The 17,956-nt window shown below is 62.4% G+C and carries 17 protein-coding genes; 8 read left to right on the top strand and 9 right to left on the bottom strand.

The window, feature by feature from the left end; genetic code table 11:
• Positions 1-84: 84 nt before the first annotated feature.
• The 3 genes from OC610_RS07680 to OC610_RS07670 form a co-directional block, all read right to left on the bottom strand.
• The gene (locus OC610_RS07680) at positions 85-1,188 is read right to left on the bottom strand and encodes a polyamine ABC transporter substrate-binding protein (RefSeq protein ID WP_408636558.1); all 1,104 of its coding nucleotides are present in this window, start codon (positions 1,186-1,188) and stop codon (positions 85-87) included.
• Between the two features lie 50 nt (positions 1,189-1,238).
• Positions 1,239-2,576 carry an alginate export family protein gene (locus OC610_RS07675; protein WP_264427275.1) on the bottom strand — a complete coding sequence of 446 codons (1,338 nt, stop codon included), beginning with the start codon at positions 2,574-2,576 and terminating at the stop codon, positions 1,239-1,241.
• A gap of 117 nt (positions 2,577-2,693) precedes the next feature.
• Positions 2,694-3,956 carry a serine hydrolase domain-containing protein gene (locus tag OC610_RS07670; RefSeq protein ID WP_264427274.1) on the bottom strand — a complete coding sequence of 421 codons (1,263 nt, stop codon included), beginning with the start codon at positions 3,954-3,956 and terminating at the stop codon, positions 2,694-2,696.
• A 216-nt stretch (positions 3,957-4,172) separates the two neighbouring features.
• On the opposite strand from OC610_RS07670, the gene OC610_RS07665 reads away from it, so the two are divergent.
• A complete protein-coding gene (locus OC610_RS07665) occupies positions 4,173-5,276 on the top strand; it encodes a sigma-54 interaction domain-containing protein (protein ID WP_264427273.1) in 1,104 nt (367 codons plus the stop codon).
• Between the two features lie 276 nt (positions 5,277-5,552).
• Here OC610_RS07665 and OC610_RS07660 read toward each other — a convergent pair whose 3' ends face one another.
• From OC610_RS07660 to sfnG, 6 genes are all read right to left on the bottom strand, one after another.
• Positions 5,553-6,878: an ABC transporter substrate-binding protein gene (locus OC610_RS07660; protein ID WP_264427272.1), complete on the bottom strand. Its 1,326-nt coding sequence runs from the start codon at positions 6,876-6,878 to the stop codon at positions 5,553-5,555.
• Between the two features lie 49 nt (positions 6,879-6,927).
• On the bottom strand, positions 6,928-7,995 hold the full coding sequence (locus tag OC610_RS07655; protein WP_264427271.1) for a branched-chain amino acid ABC transporter permease: 1,068 nt from the start codon (positions 7,993-7,995) through the stop codon (positions 6,928-6,930).
• 9 nt (positions 7,996-8,004) lie between these two features.
• Positions 8,005-8,886, bottom strand: coding sequence for a branched-chain amino acid ABC transporter permease (locus OC610_RS07650; RefSeq protein WP_181287053.1), 882 nt, complete (start codon positions 8,884-8,886; stop codon positions 8,005-8,007).
• Positions 8,887-8,953: 67 nt separating this feature from the next.
• Positions 8,954-9,736 (bottom strand): ABC transporter ATP-binding protein, encoded by a 783-nt coding sequence (locus OC610_RS07645; protein ID WP_264427270.1) that lies wholly within the window; start codon positions 9,734-9,736, stop codon positions 8,954-8,956.
• Positions 9,733-10,899, bottom strand: a complete 1,167-nt coding sequence (locus OC610_RS07640) for an AMP-binding protein (protein WP_264427269.1) — start codon at positions 10,897-10,899, stop codon at positions 9,733-9,735. Before OC610_RS07640 ends, OC610_RS07645 begins: the two co-directional genes overlap by 4 nt.
• 13 nt (positions 10,900-10,912) lie before the next feature.
• Positions 10,913-12,010 carry a dimethylsulfone monooxygenase SfnG gene (gene sfnG, locus OC610_RS07635; RefSeq protein ID WP_264427268.1) on the bottom strand — a complete coding sequence of 366 codons (1,098 nt, stop codon included), beginning with the start codon at positions 12,008-12,010 and terminating at the stop codon, positions 10,913-10,915.
• A 381-nt stretch (positions 12,011-12,391) separates the two neighbouring features.
• Here sfnG and OC610_RS07630 point away from each other — a divergent pair, with 381 nt between their 5' ends.
• The 7 genes from OC610_RS07630 (at position 12,392) to OC610_RS07600 (ending at position 17,926) form a co-directional block, all read left to right on the top strand.
• Positions 12,392-13,636 (top strand): acyl-CoA dehydrogenase family protein, encoded by a 1,245-nt coding sequence (locus OC610_RS07630; protein ID WP_264427267.1) that lies wholly within the window; start codon positions 12,392-12,394, stop codon positions 13,634-13,636.
• Between the two features lie 145 nt (positions 13,637-13,781).
• On the top strand, positions 13,782-14,495 hold the full coding sequence (locus OC610_RS07625) for a hypothetical protein (protein ID WP_264427266.1): 714 nt from the start codon (positions 13,782-13,784) through the stop codon (positions 14,493-14,495).
• 21 nt (positions 14,496-14,516) lie between these two features.
• On the top strand, positions 14,517-15,656 hold the full coding sequence (locus OC610_RS07620) for an epoxide hydrolase family protein (RefSeq protein WP_264427265.1): 1,140 nt from the start codon (positions 14,517-14,519) through the stop codon (positions 15,654-15,656).
• A 460-nt stretch (positions 15,657-16,116) separates the two neighbouring features.
• Positions 16,117-16,398: a fructose-bisphosphate aldolase gene (locus OC610_RS07615; protein WP_264427264.1), complete on the top strand. Its 282-nt coding sequence runs from the start codon at positions 16,117-16,119 to the stop codon at positions 16,396-16,398.
• A gap of 337 nt (positions 16,399-16,735) precedes the next feature.
• A complete protein-coding gene (locus OC610_RS07610) occupies positions 16,736-17,254 on the top strand; it encodes a cysteine hydrolase family protein (protein ID WP_264427263.1) in 519 nt (172 codons plus the stop codon).
• Positions 17,255-17,315: 61 nt separating this feature from the next.
• A complete protein-coding gene (locus OC610_RS07605; RefSeq protein ID WP_264427262.1) occupies positions 17,316-17,636 on the top strand; it encodes an isochorismate lyase in 321 nt (106 codons plus the stop codon).
• A gap of 32 nt (positions 17,637-17,668) precedes the next feature.
• Positions 17,669-17,926 carry a fructose-bisphosphate aldolase gene (locus OC610_RS07600; RefSeq protein ID WP_264427261.1) on the top strand — a complete coding sequence of 86 codons (258 nt, stop codon included), beginning with the start codon at positions 17,669-17,671 and terminating at the stop codon, positions 17,924-17,926.
• Positions 17,927-17,956: the final 30 nt, after the last annotated feature.

The raw sequence follows: 17,956 nt of genomic DNA, 5'->3' as shown, positions 1-17,956 counted from the left end.
TCCAGGTCCGGCGCATCACCGAGCTGCTGTTCCAGGGCATGCGGGCCTGAGCGAGCCCGGCGTCGCAACGCCGGGCTGCGCTGATCAGCGGTTGGTCTTGATGGCCGTCCATGCACGGGTGCGGATCCGCTCGACGGCGGGTGACACCGGCGCCAAGGCGAACAGCGTTTTGCGGGCTTCGTCCGGCACATACATCGCCGGGTTGTTGCGGATCTCTGCATCCACCAACGGCGTGGCATCGATGTTCGGGTTGGGGTAGCCGATCTTGTTGCTGATCCGTGCGATGACGTCGGGACGCAAGATGTAGTTGATGAACGCGTAGGCCTCCGCGGTGTGTGGGGCATTGGCGGGGACCATCATCACGTCCGACCACATCGGCGCGCCTTCCTTGGGCAGCGCCATCGCCACCTTGACGCCCTTCCCTGCGGCGTCGGCCAGCCGCGTGGCCAGGGCGACCCCGCCGGACCAACCCACGCCCACACAGATCTCACCGTTGGCCAGGTCCATGCCATAGCGCGACGAATTGAAATAGGTCACGTAGGGGCGGATCTTCGACATCGTCGCCTGTGCCTGGGCATAGTCCTCGCGCTTTTCACTGTTGGGGTCCAGCCCGGCGTAATGCAGCGCGATGGGCACGATCTCGTTGGCGGCATCGAGGAAACCGACACCGCAATGGGTGAGCTTGGCCATGTTCTCTTCCTTGAAAATCATGTCCCAGCTGTCCATCTGCACATCGGCACCGAGCACTTGGCGAACCTTGTCGACGTTGTAGCCGATCAACGTCGTGCCCCATAGATACGGCGCCGCATAACGATTGCCCGAGTCGCCCACCGCTTCCAGGGACTTCATGAATTGCGGATCGAGGTGCTTCCAGTTCGGCAACTGGCTGCGGTCGAGGGGCTGGACGGCGCCGGCGGCAATCAGGTGGCTGATGTTGGAACTGCTCGGGTATACCACGTCATACCCGGAGTTGCCGGTCAGCAGCTTGGACTGCAACGTCTCGACGCTGTCGAAGACGTCGTAGATCGGGCGGATGCCGGTTTCCTCCTCGAAGCTCTTGAGGATTTCCGGCGGCAGGTATTCGATCCAGTTGTAGATCCGCACGGTCCGCTCTTCGGCCAGGCTCGCACCGCAGATCAGCATCGAAACGACTGCACCCGACAGCGTTTTGGACAACAGACTCTTCATGGACAAACTCTTCATTTCTGACTCCAGCGCGGCCACGACGGCTCGCGGCATCAATAGCGGTAGGTGAGGTAGAGTTCCAGCGCACTGAAATCCCGATCGTCGCCAAACACCTGCCGGGCCGCCGCCAGTGGCTTGACCCAGTTATACGAGAGTGAAGTGATCAGCGACTTCGAAGCCGCCCAGTCGAGGAAGATTACGCTCTCGTCGGCAAAGCGCCGATCGCTGACCGCCGCGCCCATGTAGTTTTTTTCGTCGAGCCAGAATTGATAGTGAATCGCGCCCAGGGTGAGGGTTTCGTCGAGGTGGGTCTTGAGGGAGAACTGCTGGACGTTTTCGTTGCTGTTGAAGAGCAGGTAGTTACCGACCACATCGCCGATCAGCCAGGTGCTCCAATCGACGAACCCTTTGCTCAAGGACTCCCAGGCTTGCTGGCGGTTGTCCGTGAGGTTGCCGTCGCCGGAGAAACTTGCGTAGCGGTAACCAAGGACGGGCGTCAAAGGCAGGTTGTTGAAGGCGTAGTCAGCCTGGCCGTACCAGGCCTTGGCGTCGTAATCCACACCTTCGCCGCTGCCGCGTTCCAAGGCGTATTCGGCGTTCAGGGTCAGGTCGGGAACGCCCGGGATCCTGGCGTTCAGCGCCCTGACGTTGTACACCAGCATGCCATCGCGACGTCTCGGCGAGGCCGGGTCCTTGTGCCCCATGGCCTTGACCTTGAACGCCGTGGCGCCGAGCGTGACCTGGTCCTGGACGTTGTAGTCGAGGTTTACGCCGCTCATGCGAAAGTCACCCAGGTCGCTGTCTGTCCCGAGGATGAAGCCTTGGGTCTTGAGCGCGCCATGATCCCAGGCAACCACGGCGGAGTCCTTGAACGCCGTCCGTGGGGCCAGCCAGTAAGCGCCGTCCTTCAACTGATCGAGGTTGCCATCCATCACGATGAAACCGGTGCCGATCATGTAGTTCTGGCGGCCGGCGGTGACGGTCCATTCACCGGTGCGGAACCCGCCGTAGAACTCCTCGGTGTCGAGCTTGCCGTCGGAGCCGCGGGTGAATCCACCGGCATCGCCGTCTCCCATGTTGGTCGCGCCGACGAGGGAGCCGCCGGCCAACAGCGCGAAGTCCGGCTGCAAGGCATATTCCAACTTGACGCCGGGCTTGACGTAAAACTCCTGCCAATCGATTTTCGTGCCGTCGTTCCTGCCGCTGCGCATGTCGACGCGGCCCGCGCCGAAATTGACGTTGCGGGTGGAAAGCGCCGCCGCACCGGCGGTGAGATTGACTTCGCCCTTGAAGTTGCCGTCTTCGAAGGTATAGCCCGCGAAGGCGGCCTGGGTCGCCAAGGGGAGCCCGAGCGCCAACAGCGTCCGGGACACATGGGTCGTGCAAACCATAAGTAGCTCCTGTTGATTTATTGTTGTTACAGGGCAGTGAATGGCGGCGCAGAACGTCGCCAACACCTGGCGAGGCCAGGTGAACGAAACGTGATTTCTTGTGGGGCGCAGCTCAGCTCAGCGGGCAAGGTCCGCCGCGATTGCCCGCAACATGCGCACGCTGTCGCCGTCGAACGGGCTGACCGCCTCTTTCAACGACGATTGCTTGACGATCACCACGCCGGAAGGCTTGTCGATGAACAGGTATTGGCCATGGATGCCGCCGGCCATGAGCGCCTGGCTGTGGTCGTTGAACACGTACCATTGGCTGCGGTAGGACGCGCCGGGGGTCCACTCGGCGAAGTCCGGTGAGGTGGCGTAGACCGCCGGGTCGGCGCCGGCGGCGATGCGGGCGATGGTCTGCGCCGAGAGCAATTGGCGGCCGTCATGGCGGCCCTCGTTGGCCAGCAATCGACCGAAGCGCGCCATGTCGCGCAAGGTGGCGTTGAACCCGGCACCGGCGACGCTGCGCCCCCACGGGTCAGCCAGGAAATAACCATCGCGCTCGCAGCCCAACGGGCCCCAGATCTTCGCCAGCAGTTGATCGCAGGATTGACCCGACGCCCGCTCCATCACCCAGGCCAGCGCTTCCGTCGTCGCCGTGACGTAATGGAAGAATCCCCCATGACCGCCCTGCTTCTTCAATGACGGCAAGAACTGATAAAGCGACTCGAACTGCGCATATTCGGCCGGCGCCGGCTGGAACCCGCAGGCGTAGCCGTATTGGGAGCTTTCCGAGTCCGGGTCTTCATAGACTTCGCTGTAGGCGATGCCGACAGCCATGTCGAACAACTGCCGCACCGTCGCGTCGCCGAAGGCGCTGCCGGCCAGCTCCGGCACGTAGTCGGCGGCATATCGAGCCGGATCCAGCAAGCCGTCACTCACCAACTGCTCACCCAGCGTGCCGATCAGCGACTTGGTCACCGAAAACATGACGTGGCGGTCGTGGGGTTGTTGGCCGTTGAAGTAGCGTTCAAACAGCACCGTGTCGCCCTGCATGACCAGGAAGGCATCCGTCTGGCTGGCCACGAGATGGTCGATGACGCTGATGCTCAAGCCACATTCACTGTCGAAATGCAGCTGATCCAACGCCCGTGGCGCCTGTTGCAACGGGCTGGCGGTGCCGGCGCCTGCCGGAACATCGATCGAAGGCCGCAGCCGCGCGAGGTGGCGGAATCCCCACTGGTTGAACGGCGGGCGCATCCAGTTGTGCCAGGTGACGCGGCGCTGGGGTTCGGCGGGAAAGCCCTGCATGAACGTGGGTGCCACGCTCGATCGGATGGGCGATTCGTGGGTCTGGACATAAAGGCTGGCCAGAGTAGGCACAGTGTTCTGATTCATCGGGTCGCCCCTGGAAATGACTCTGCGTCAAAGCAGATGCGGGGAAATAATTACCCGATGTATTTCTTTAGTCAATAAATGTTTTTACCTATGACAAGCTTTTGCTCGACCAATGGGCGATCAGCGCCCAAGCCTTAAGCTTATAACTTGATGTTATTTGTTTTATATTTTTTAGATCACTTAGATTAACGTTCCCTCACCAAACGGGCCACCGTCATGCAGCTCCTCACGCTTCCCCCCTCGCCCGGCCTGGCCACCTCGATTCGTGCCACGGCCCAAGTGTTCGCAGACCCCAGTTCCCAGGCCTTGCTGGCCCATTTGCAGCAAGTGGCGCCCAGCGACGCCAGCGTATTGATCATCGGCCAGACCGGCACCGGCAAAGAGTTGGTGGCGCGCCACGTTCACAACCTCAGCGCCCGACGCGACAAGCCGTTCGTGGCGGTGAACTGCGGGGCGTTTTCCGAGACGCTGGTGGAAGCCGAGTTGTTCGGCCATGAGAAAGGCGCGTTCACCGGGGCATTGACGGCCAAGGCCGGGTGGTTCGAAGAGGCCGATGGCGGCACGCTGTTCCTCGATGAAATCGGCGACTTGCCGCTGCCGATCCAGGTCAAGTTGCTGCGTGTTCTACAGGAACGCGAAGTGGTCCGCCTGGGCTCGCGCAAGAGCATCAAGATCAACGTCCGCGTGCTGGCGGCCACCAACGTGCAATTGGAGAAAGCCATCAACGCCGGGCATTTTCGCGAGGACTTGTATTACCGCTTGAATGTAGTCAGCCTGGTGCTTAAGCCCTTGCGCGAACGGCCCGGCGACATCCTGCCGCTGATCCGTCATTTCATCGCCGAATACAGCCGTCGGCTCGGCCATGGCGAAGTCACGCTGGACGCCCAGGCCCAGCGCAAACTGCTCGATTATTCCTGGCCGGGGAATATTCGCGAACTGGAAAACGTCATCCATCACACCTTGCTGATTTGCCGCAACAGGGTGATCGGTGTGCAGGATTTGCACCTGTCCAACTTCCGCATCGAGCGCCAGGACACGCCGCAGGACAGTGCGCCACAAACGGCCGAGGCATTGCTGGAAAAAGCCTTTGTGCAATTGCTCGAGCAAGCGCAAGGCGATGTCCATGAAAAAGTCGAAGCCGCCCTGCTGCGCACCGCCTACCGCTACGCCAGTTGCAACCAGGTCCACACCGCCAGCTTGCTGGGCCTGAGCCGAAACGTCACCCGCAGCCTGCTGATCCGCATCGGCGAACTGGTGGTCAGCAAACGCCGCGGGGCGCTGAGCACGCAGGATGGCCGAGTGGTGAACCTTTCAACTTGAGCCAACGCTCACCTGTGGCGCGGGAGCGTGCTCCCGCTGCACTCTGTAGGAGCTGGCGAAGCCTGCGATCCTTTGATCTTTCTTGAGATACCGCCACCCGCAAAAAGATCGCAGCCTCGCTGCACTCTGTAGGAGCTGGCGAAGCCTGCGATCTTTTGATCTTTCGCTGAGATATCGTCATCCGCAAAAGATCGCAGCCTCGCTTCGCTCGGCAGCTCCTACAGGGTGGAGTAGACCTCCAGCCCCGACGCTGGCACCAGGTCGCGACCCAAATCGTCAGGATTCCTTGCTGCAATCACGCGGCGTGATGCCCTTTTCCCGCGCGTACTGGTGCGACGAAGCTTCGATGATCGGCCGCAGCAAGGCACGGTCGGCCTGCACCCAGTCGCTGATCAGTTTCCATTGCGTACCGTCCCACTGCTGGAAGCGCACCGCGCCGCCCCCTTCATGGTCCGAGCAGGACAACTGCAACGGCTGCACCAGCCCCAAGGCGCCCAGCTCCTTCAGACGCGCGTCATCCAACCTGAGGTTCTCGAAGCCCCAGCGCACCTGCTCGCCGGTCAACGGTTGTTGGCCGAATTTCTGCTGGGCGATGCGCAGGGCCTCGACGTTGAGGATGCCGTTGACCACGCCCAGGTTGTAATACACCGTGCCAAAACGCTTGGGGTCCGCCAAGTCGCCGTGGCCTGCGTCGACCACGTCCTTCCTGATGCCTTGCAGCACCGGGAAATCAGTGCCCGACGGGTGCGTGGTAATGGCGATGAAACCCTTGGCGGCGGCACCGGCCGGCGCGGCGTCGTCTTCGGAGTTGCTCCAGATGTTGCCGATGATATGGTCCGCCGGGAATCCGACTTTCTGCGCGGTTTTCAGTGCCACCGGGTTCATCACGCCCCAGCCACGCAGGATCACCCAATCGGGTTTTTCCCGACGGATGTTCAGCCATTGCGATTGTTGTTCGTTGCCCGGATGCGGCACCTCCAGCAAGGTCAGCGCAAAGCCGTATTTGTCCGCCAGGGTCTGCAATACCTCGTTGGTTTCCTTGCCGTACGGCGAGCCGTGGTACAGGGTGACGATCTTCAGGCCCTTGAGCTTGTCCAGTCCGCCGGCGCGCTGGCCGATGTAGTTGATGATCGCCGACACTTCGGAATACGGGTTCAACTGCAGCGGGAAGACGTAGGGAAACACGCTGCCGTCGGTGGAGTCCGTGCGGCCGTGGTTGATGGTGATCAGCGGCAATTTGTCGGCCGTCGAACGGTCCAGCGTGGCGTAGGCGATGCCCACCGACAGCGGGTTGGTGGCGGCCGCCGGGGCGCCGTTCAAACCTTTCTTCAGGCGTTCGTAGCACTCGACGCCCTTCTCCACCACGTACTCGGTTTCGCACTCGCTCCAGGTCAGCTTCACCCCGTTTACGCCACCGCTGGCGTTGACGTACTTGAGGTAGTCGATGAAGCCACCGAAAAAACCGGTGCCGCCGGCCGCGTAGGGACCGACGCGATAGCTTTGCAGCGGGAAGTATTGTTCATTGCCCGCCTGGACGGATAACGCTGCGGCGGTGAGGGCCAGGGCCAGCGCGAGGCGGCTGGCGATCGATCGTTTGGACATCGGATTTTCCTTGTTATGAAGCCATAGAGAACCAACGGGAGGGAGCTGTTCAGTAGCGCAACGGCCACAGCCGCGCACGCTCGCGAAAACGTTGCCAGAGGCGCGCAAGGCCCTCTGGCTCCTTGATCAGGAACAGGATGATCAGGGCGCCAAAAAACATCTTTTGCAGGTTCTCCACCTGACCGGCATCAATCAGCCCGCCGGGCAGCAGCGACACCAGGTTGGACAGCAGCACCGGGAACAGGACGATGAAGGCCGCCCCGAGGAAGTTGCCCAACAGGCTGCCGAGGCCACCAATAATGATGATGAACAGGATCTGGAATGAGCGATTGAGATCGAAGCCATGAGGCTCGACGGTGCCCAGGTAAGCGAAGGCCCACAGCGCCCCGGCGACGCCGAGGTAAAACCCGCTGAGGGCAAAGGCCAGCAGCTTGGTTTTCGCCAGGGGGATGCCGATCACCGCCGCGGCCGTGTCCATGTCGCGCACGGCCATCCATTGGCGTCCCAATTCGCTGCGCACCAGGTTCTTGCCCAGCCAGAACAGCGCCACCACCACGGTCAGGGTCAACAGATAACGACCGGCTGGCGCATCCAGGTTCACACCGAAGATGTCCAGGCGCGGCGCGCTGATCACCCCCGACGCGCTGTTATTGGAAAACCAGCCAAACCGGGTCAGCGCCCAGCCCACGAAGAACTGCGCCGCCAGGGTCGAGACCAGCAAATAGAAACCCTTGATCCGCAGGCTCGGCAGGCCGAACAGCGCGGACACCAACGCCGCCGCCAGCCCGCCCAGGGCGATGCTGATCATTAACGGCAAACCGTCGACACGCACTTCAAGGTTGTAAGTGGCAAACGCCCCCACGGCCATGAACGCCGCAGAACCGAGGGACAATTGCCCGGCGTAGCCGGTGAGCAAATTCAGCCCCAGCCCGGCCAGGGACAGCACCAGGAAAGGGATGAGGATTGCGCTGAGCCAGTAGTCGTTCCCCACCCACGGCACCACGACAAAGGCAACCGCCAGCAGCGCCGCGAGCCCATGGCGATCCTGGCGCAAGGGGAAGCTACGGCGATCCTCGGCATAACGGGTGTTGAACTGGCCTGCTTCTCGATAAAACATATTGTTCTCCTAGACCCGTTCGATGGCGCGTTCGCCAAACAGCCCCGCCGGACGCACCAGCAGGAACAGCAGCGCCAGCCCATAGGGAAACCAGTTCTCGATGCCGCTGCCGATGATCGGCCCCAGGTACACCTCCGCCAGTTTCTCCGAGGCGCCGATGATCAACCCGCCGACAATCGCCCCGCTGATCGAGGTGAAGCCGCCGATGATCAACACCGGCAGCGCCTTGAGCACCACCAGCGACAGCGAGAACTGCACCCCCAGCCGAGCGCCCCAGAGCAGGCCGGCGACCAGGCCGACGAAGCCCGCCACCGTCCACACCACCACCCACACCCGCTGCAAGCGGATGCCCACCGCCAATGCCGCCAAGGGATCATCGGCCACGGCCCGCAGCGCCAATCCGAGCCGGGTCTTGTTGAACAGCCAGGACAACAGCGCCACCAGCGACGCGGCGGTCAGCGCGGCGAAAATGTCGAATTGCGATAGCAGCATTCCGCCAAGCTCCAGCGGCTCGTCGCTGATGCCCAGGTCCAACCCGTGCACCTGTGCGCCCCACAGCGCCTGGGCGAAACCTTCGATGACGTAGGAAAGCCCCAGGGTGGCCATGAACAGCGTGATCGGCGAGCGATTGACCAGCGGGCGCAGCACCACGCGCTCCACCGCCACGGCAATCAGCAGCATCGCCGCCAGGCTGATGAGAAACGCCAGCCAGAACGGCACGCCCCGTTCCAGCAGGCTGACGAAGGTCAGCGCCGAGAACAGCACCATCGCGCCCTGGGCGAAATTGAACACCCCGGAGGCCTTGTAGATCAGCACGAAACCGATGGCCACCAAGGCGTACATCACCCCCGCGAGCAACCCGCCAATCAATACTTCAAAGAAAAATTCCATCGTGTTTTCCTGTTTCGCGGGCGCAACCTGCCGGCCCTCCCGGACGGGAAGGCGTCGAATTGAAAAATCAGTGCCGCGTGCCGAGGTAGGCCGAAATGACCTCGGGGTTCTTCCGTACCGCTTCGGGCGAGCCGTCGCCGATCTTGCGACCGTAGTCGAGCACCACCACGTGATCGCTGATGTTCATGACGACGCCAATGTCGTGTTCGATCAGCAGCACCGTCGTCCCCAGCTCCCGGTTGATGTCGATGATGAAACGGCTCATCTGCTGCTTCTCGTCGGCGTTCATCCCGGCCATCGGCTCATCCAGGAGCAACAATCGGGGCTCCGCCGCCAGGGCCCGGGCCAGCTCCACGCGCTTCTGCAAACCGTAGGGCAAGGTCCCCACCAACGCGTCGCGCCACGGCTGCAACTGCATGAACGCGATGACTCGCTCGGCCGCTTCGCGCTGGCTGTCGTCCTCGCGACCGGCCCGCCCCAGGCGCAATGCCTGCTCGATCCACGTACTGCGGCGCTTGAGGTTGCGTCCGGTGAGCACGTTGTCGAGCACGCTCATGCCCTTGAACAGCGCGATGTTCTGGAAGGTCCGGGCGACGCCACGCACCGCCACGTCGTGGGCACGCATGCGGCGGCGCTCGCGGTTGTCGAAACGTATGCGCCCTTCCTGGGGTTGGTAGACACCGCTGATGATGTTGAGCAACGAACTCTTGCCGGCGCCGTTCGGGCCGATCAAGGCGCAGATCTCGCCAGCGGCGACGCGAAAGCTGATGCCGGTGACCGCTTTGACGCCTTTGAACGACAGCGAAATATTGTCCAGTTCCAGCAGGTGCGTGGCGGCCGTTTGTGTCATGTAGTCGCCTCCTTCCAGACGCGTTGTGAATGAGGCTCATCCTGTCCATTCGTAACGGACGCCGGCGAACTCGACGGCACTTCCCATTCGGTCGAATCCCCCCACCGACGGACCTTGATACCCACGGATTCGAAAAACGCCTGGGTCTCGGGCCGCAAGGCATCCCCCACCACCAGCGGCGCATGGGTCCGTGAAAAACCCAATACATCCCGCAGGGGCCGACGAACCAGCCAATGGCCGACGAACCACCGCAACGCGCCCGGACGTGCCGCCAAGGCCCAATCCACCAACCTGCGGGCGCGATCCCCCGGCGGTGGCAGGCGCTCCAGTGCGTAGCCATGCAAACGCTCATAGGTCTCCCGCGTGCCGGCCACCAGCGTCGGACCCAGCTCACGGCGATCGCGATCACGGGTCGCGAGGTTTTCCGGAAAATTCAAGCGGAAACCGGCGAGCAGCCAGGGCGCGAGCAGGTACCGCGCCTGGCCGGCCGAGGCAAAACCCCGGGCCGCTAGCGCTTCTTCATATCTACCCAAGCCTTCGCGCTGTACCAGCTGTCGTCCGTGATGCAGCAGCTCTGTGTGGCGGATGCGTTGTGCTTCGGTGGCTTGTTGGCTTCGGCGATGGAACACGAATGCCGTTTGCTGCGCGTGCGCCAGCGGGACCGGGTCAGCGAATGTCTTCGAGGCAATCAACGCGGCGTACTCCAACGCCTGGTCAAACGGCCCCGAGCCTGACAGCCCACGCTTGTCCAGGTAGATCAGTACGCGGGGCGTCACCTGTGCCGCGCCCAGGCGCAACAACTCTTCGTGCCCTTGGGCCAGTACGAAATCCGGCTGCAATTCGCCGAGCAGTGCGATCTGCCCCGCGGGTGCGTCCAAGGGATCGAACAAACTCGCGGCGCCGCCCAGCCATTGCGCCGCCAACGCCGCCACGATCGCTTGCGGCGTCGGACGGCTGATGATCGTCAGGGTCGCGCCCACCGAGAACCCCCGCGCTTGCAGCGCACCCGCCAAGCTCTGCACCTCATCGGCCAATTGCTCCCAGGTCCGCACTTGCCAAATGCCCAGGTGCTTGTGGCGCAGCGCGACGTCCGTGCCATGCTCGAGCGCTTGTCTATGCAGCCAATGCGGCAACGTGTCGAGGGTATCGGTGAGCTTGCCCATGCTGCCTCCGCGCCTAGGCGACCGCCGCCGTTTTGACCGTGACTTTCTGCTGCTCCAACTCACGCACCAATGGCAGGACTCGTTGGCCGAAATACTCCACTTCCTCCTGGAAGTGCAGGAACGCGGCGAGCACCAGATCCACACCCACCGCTTTCAACGCCACGATGCGCTCGGCGATTTGCCGAGGCGTGCCGATCAGGTTGGTCTTGAAGCCGTCGTTGTACTGCACCAGGTCTTCGAAGCTGGACTTGGCCCAGTTGCCCTCGCCTTCCGGGCTGGCCTTGCCGGCCTGCTTGGCCGCATCGCCAAACGCGTTGACGGCTTCGGGGTCGGCCTGGTCGATGATCTGGGCCAGCACCGCGCGGGCTTCTTCCTCGGTGTCGCGGGCGATGATGAAAGCATTCACGCCCACCTTGACCGTGTGATTGTTTGCCGCCGCCTTGGCCCGCAGGTCATCGACCTGGGCCTTGACCCCTTCCACGGTGTTGCCGTTGGTGAAGTACCAGTCGGACACCCGAGCGGCCATGTCCCGCGCGGCCCGGGAGCTGCCGCCCTGGAAAATCTCCGGGTGCTGTTGCAGCGGTTTGGGCTTGAGGGTGTAGCCGTTGAAACGATAGAAATCACCGCGAAAGGTGTAGTTGTCGGTGGTCCAGATGCCCTTGAGCGTGGTGATGAATTCCTCGGAGCGGCGATAACGTTCGTCGTGCTCCAGCCAGGGTTCGCCGATGGCGGTGAATTCGCCCTTGAACCAGCCGGAGACCACGTTGATCGCTACGCGGCCGTCGGTGAGTTGGTCGATGGTTGCGATCTGCTTGGCCAGCACCGAAGGCGTCCACGGCCCCGGCAATACCGCCGCGATGACTTTAAGGCGCGTGGTGGACGCCAGCAGCGCGTGACTGAACGCCACCGATTCGTGCTGGTATTCGGCGCCGTAACCGGCGGTGAAACGGATCTGGGTCAGGGCATAGTCAAAACCGGCAGCCTCGGCGATCTGCGCCAGCTTGCGGTTGTAGTCAATGCCCCAGTCGGTGCGCTGCGCGATCTTACTGACCACCAGCCCGCCGCTGACGTTAGGCACCCAGTAGGCAAACTTGATCGTGTCCTGGCTCATTGCGTGTACTCCCAGCTCGTTGGATATAGGCGTCGTCGCCTCTGTACAACGGCTAGAGCAGCAACCGTGCCATTTATATTTATCCTTTATTTTCAATAGGTTAGTTAGTTACCTGATTTTCATGTCTGTCGTGCGACAGGCAGGCTGTTGGATCGCTGTTGCCCAGCCAACACCCGGCATACCGCTGCCCAAAGGACTGACTGTTGCCTGGCGCACAGTCGCCGGACAGATTGCCCGCAGGACGACAGCTTTTGTGCTGGAAAACCCGGCGAACGCCCCGTTTTCGTTGGCTTCAAGCGCCGGGCATGGAGCGTGCAATGGTTGTCGCCAACGGCAGGCTTTCACCCTGCCCGCCCTCTCGTCCTCAAAAGGAACACCGCCATGACCGCACAGCAACAACATTTGCCACCTGTCCTTTCCACCGGCACCGACTATCAAGCCCTGGCGGAGCAGTTCCGGCCGATTTTCGCGCGCATCCAGGCCGGCGCCCTGGAGCGTGAACAGTCACGCAGCCTGCCCTTCGAACAGGTGAAATGGCTGAAGGAAGCGGGCTTCGGCGCCGTACGGGTTCCGGTCGAATTCGGTGGTGCCGGGGCGTCGTTGCCGCAGCTGTTGCACTTGCTGATCGAACTGGCCGAAGCCGACTCCAACCTGCCCCAGGCCCTGCGTGGCCACTTCGCCTTTGTCGAGGATCGTCTCAATGCCCACGCCAGCAGCCCGCAAGACGTCTGGTTCAAGCGCTTCGTCGGCGGTGACCTGGTGGGCAACGCCTGGACCGAAATCGGCGCGGTGAAACTCGGCCAGGTCATCACTCGCGTATCCCGCCAGGGCGAGCAATGGGTGGCCAACGGCACCAAGTACTACAGCACCGGCAGCATCTTCGCCGACTGGATCGACCTGTACGCCCAGCGCGACGACAACGGCGCCGACGTGATCGCCGCCGTCAATGTCCACCAACCGGGCGTCAAGCAAAGCGATGACTGGGACGGTTTCGGCCAGCGCACCACCGGCAGCGGCACATCGGTGTTCGAGAACGCCGTGGTGGAGGCTGAAAACCTCATCGATTTTTCCACCCGTTTCAAATACCAGACCGCGTTCTATCAACTGGTCCTGCTCGCCGTGCAGACGGGCGCCGGCCGCGCCGCTGTCCAGGACTTCAGCGAACACGTGCGCCAACGCACCCGCGTGTTCAGCACCGGCAACGCCAGCGAAGTAAGCCAGGACGTCCAGGTCCAGCAAGTGATCGGCAAGGCATCGGCCCAGGTCTACGCCGCCGAAGCCACGACCCTGCGCGCCGCCGCTGCCTCGCAACGGGCCTATGAAAGCCGCTTCGGCCAGGACACAGAAGCCGAGCACACCGCCAACATCCTCGCCGAGCTCGAATCGGCCCAGGCCCAGGCGGTGGTCGCCGACCTGACGCTGCGTGCCACCAGCGACCTGTTCAACGCCCTCGGCGCTTCCGCCACCAGCACCGGCAAAGCCCTCGACCGCCACTGGCGCAACGCCCGCACGGCGGCGTCCCATAATCCGCTGATCTACAAGGAGCGCATCATCGGGGATTGGGAGATCAATGGGACGGAACCGCCGTATGTCTGGCAGATTGGTGGGGGGTCGAAGCAGCGTTGAACGGGGCGTGGCCAATTGTCGGCGCCTGTTCAAATCGCCTACCCTAGGCGACTGAATCGGCCTGCCGCCGGGCCAAGACAAAAGCGACTGCAGTCGCCTGCCTTGGCCCGCGCCCGATCATTACGAGCCACGAACGGATGCAACCATGCCGCTGAAAACCCGCGACTTCATTCTTGCGGCACTGGAAGAGCTGGATATCGGCGACTTTCCGGCCCGCCCCTTTGACTGCGCCTTCGAGCTGCTTGCCGCGCCAGCGAGTCGCAAGCGATTGATCATGGTCGGCTTCAACGGCTCACTCGCCGACGCCATTCACACCAACGCGGGAGCCATCCACGCCGGCTATGACCAACCGTCCTTTTCCAACGTCGCCCATGGATTGGAAGGCGGCTGGGGCACCAAGACCCTGGCCCGGCGCCTGACACAACTGCCTGCCGAGCTGGGCTTCGACTGGCGCGACACGATCTACACCAACGCCTTGCTCCTTTGCTCCGCCGACGCCGCGGCCATCCAGAAAGCGGCGCGCCAGTCCCCTGCGGCGAGCCTGGAGTCGTTGACCCGCAAATCCATGGATTTCTTCCAGCGCGTAACCGTCCCCCTCGCCGAGCCTGAGCTGATCATCGCCTACAGCAATGGCCTGGGCAGCCCGTCGGCGGCGCGGATCCTGTGGGAAGCATTCGGAAACGAAGCACCGCTCGACCATGTCGACTCTTCGTCCTACCGCGCCACTTACGGATTTACCGCCACCATCAACGACCGTAAGGTACCTGTGATAGGGGTTCGGCATATGTCCAGGTTCGTGCCGAACATCGAAGCCATAAAACTGGCCTGGACGCGGCAGAAAGCACGCTTGGCGTCCTGATCCAGCTGTTTGGAGGAAAACATGTTCGCCAGACCTTTTGTCATCGACACGCCTGAAAGCGCACTTGATGACTTGAAATACCGCGTGCGAAACACCCGCTTGCCGGAGCCCTTGGCCGGCGTGGGCTGGAGCGAAGGCATGAACGCGGATGTGCTGCGCGACCTCATCACCCACTGGTCGACGACCTTTGACTGGCGCGCTCAGGAAGTAGCACTCAATCGCCTGCCACAGTTCCTCGCCACCCTGGGCGAGCAAGAGATTCATTTCGTCCACCAGCGCGGGATCGGGCCCAATCCCATGCCGCTGGTGCTCACCCATGGCTGGCCCGGCTCGTACATCGAGATGCAGCGCATCATCGAACTGCTGACAGACCCCGCCAGCCACGGCGGCGACCCGGCGGATGCCTTTGACGTGGTGGTGCCGTCGTTGCCGGGCTACACCTTTTCCGCGCCGTTCAAGCAAACCGGTTGTGGCCCTTATGAAGTGGCCGGTTTATGGAGCGAGTTGATGTCCGGACTGGGTTATCAACGATTCGGTGCCCAGGGCGGCGATGTGGGCGCGGCTGTCACCAGTTGGTTGGGCGTGCGCTTTCCCGAGCGCCTGACCGGCATCCACCTCAACTACATCCCCGGCGCCTACCGCCCGCCCCTGGGCGAAACCGATCCGCCGTTGAGCGAAGAAGAAACGGCATTCCAGCAACGCGCCGCGGCCTTCAGCGAAGCCGAAGGTGCCTATGCGCACATCCAGCGCACCAAGCCGCAAAGCCTGGCCGTGGGCTTGAACGACTCACCTGCGGGATTGCTCGCCTGGATGGGCGAGAAGATTCTGTCGTGGTGCGATCCGAGCGCCCCCATCGACCGCGAATGGTTGCTGACCAATGTGACGCTCTACTGGCTGACCAACTGCATTGGCTCGTCGTTTCGCCCGTACGTGGAAGGCAGCCGCCGGCCTCTGGTGCTTGCCAGCGGTGAGCGAATAAAGCCGCCGTTGGGGGTCGCGCTGTTTCCCAAGGAACTGCCGCTGCCGCCACGCAGTTGGGTGGAGCGTGGCTACAACGTCCAGCGCTGGACGCAGATGCCCCGGGGCGGTCATTTTGCGGCGTTGGAGCAGCCTGAGTTGTTGGCGGAGGATATTCGGGGGTTTTTCCGGGGCTTGCGATGAGTCGAGGCGGTCCGAAAATCTCGTAGGAAATGACGACCCGTGGCGAGGGAGCTTGCTCCCGCTCGGTGGCGCAGCCGCCGCAAAACCGGGCGCTGCGGTGTGCCTGGACAAATGGAATCGCTGATTTGGGGCCGCTTCGCAGCCCAGCGGGAGCAAGCTCCCTCGCCACGGGGGATCGAGGGCGTCCTACAGGTCGGTTGTGGGGGCTGGGGGCGACTTCTATAGTTGGGGCGTCGCTGGCTTTCGTCAGTGACTGGGTTTCGCAGCCCGATAGCAAAGGAAATGCACCGTTGAGTGAAATTCAGGCAAACTTGCCCGCTTTCATTTTATGGCGGTTGCGCGCGGGAGACTTTCGGGTCTGCCGAGTTTTCCTTCCTCGGTCTGCGAACCTGCGCGCAACTGCCACCCATTTGTTTCGCAGCGAAAAGGGGGCATTTCTTTTATTGAAGGAAGTAATCTCATGACAGCTGATCAACCGTTACCCCGCTACACCCCTCTCACCCAAACCGCCACCACCCACCCCGTCCTACTGATCGACAGCCGCGCCCCACTGCCCGAACTTCACGCCTGCGTCAGCGAGCGCCTACACGCCACGCTCGATTTCCTGACCCTGGTGGCCTGCTCCAGCCTGCGCGACTCTTCAACCAGCGACATCAACACCTTGACCAACGTCGCCCGGATCCTCGTGCAAGATGCGACAGACGTATTCGGCGTCATCGAACAACGCGGTCTCGAAGGCTGACCCCTTTTTGTGGGAGCGAGCCTGCTCGCGAAGGCGGTGGGTCAGCTCGCATCTTCATTCGCTGTGCCGCCGCTTTCGCGAGCAGGCTCGCTCCCACAGGGGAACTCCTTCAGCAATCGAAGTAGCGCCAAAACGCCGCTTGCCAAGCCCCACAGCCCTCAGCTACCGTCGGGCAATGAATCTCGACCAGACTTCCTCGCCCACCACGACCACGACCGCCAACGCGGGCCGTGAGATGTCGTGAGCACCTGACACACGAATCCCAAAGGCCCGCCAGTGATGGTAAGGGCCTTTCTTTTTGCCCTTGCGTCGCTGGCTCAAACGCAAGGAAAGCACCATGCACGCACTGTTGATTCTCGATATGCAAGTTGGCTTGTTCCATGGCCCGGACAAGCCCTGGGCAGGTGAAGCGCTGTTGGATACTTTAAATACCCTGCTGAGCAAGGCTCGCATCGCCGGTACTCCGGTCTTCCTGGCTCGCCATGTAGGCCCGCCTGGCTCGCCCATCGAACCTGAAAGTCCATTGACGCAACTGGTGCCGGAACTGCAACTGGCAGGCAACGAAGTGATCTTCGAAAAAAAACGCCCCAATGCCTTCGCCATGACGGGTTTGGCTGAGCAGTTGCAGGCGCAGGGCGTCGAAGGCGTGGTGATCGCCGGCATGAAAACCCAGTATTGTATCGACAGTACTTGCCGCGCCGCCCGGGACCTGGGCTTCGATGCAGTGCTGATCGCCGAGGGGCATACCTGCTCCGATACGCCGGCCTTGAACGCCCAAGCAATCATCGCGCATCACAATGCGACGCTCGCAGGCCCTTTCTGCCGGGTCGTTCGCGCTGAAGATTGGCATTTTTGATTCCCACCGCAAAACCGGCCCAGGCTGGGCCGATCCAACGCGAACCAATGGAGTGATCTACATGGAAGCCTGCAACCGACTGCCCCCTGCGCAATGCACCGGCATGGAAGAAATCCGCCAGGAAATAGATACCCTCGACCAAGCCGTCATCAAGCTGCTGGGCAAACGCTTTCAGTACGTGCTCGCGGCGTCGAAGTTCAAGACATCGGCCACGTCGGTACGCGCCCCGGAGCGCTTCAAGGCGATGCTGGCGACTCGGCGGGAATGGGCCGAGGCCGAAGGACTGGACCCGGATGCCATCGAGAAGATGTACAGCGACCTGGTGAATCACTTTATTGCGCAAGAGATGAAGCACTGGACGGCGCAGCAGCCCAAAGCCTGAGCCTTACACCCGTGGCGAGGGCGCTTGCTCCCTTGCCACAGGGGATTGCGTTCCCCTGTGCGTCAGGTTGTAGCCTACTGATCGACAGCCGCGCCCCACTGCCCGAACTTCACGCCTGCATCAGCGAACGCCTGCTCGCCACGCTCGACTTCCGGACCCTGGTGGCCTGCTCCAGCCTGCGCGACTCCTCCACCAGCGACATCAACACCCTGACCAACGTTGCCCGGATCCGCGTGCAAGACGCGACAGACGTATTCGGCGTGATCAAACAACGCGGTCTCGTAGGCTGACCCCTTTTTGTGGGAGCGAGCCTGCTCGCG

The organism is Pseudomonas agronomica (assembly GCF_025917275.1).
GTDB lineage: Bacteria > Pseudomonadota > Gammaproteobacteria > Pseudomonadales > Pseudomonadaceae > Aquipseudomonas > Aquipseudomonas agronomica.
The sequence above is the reverse complement of the archived record's forward strand: the minus strand, read 5'-3'. Positions and strand labels throughout refer to the sequence as shown.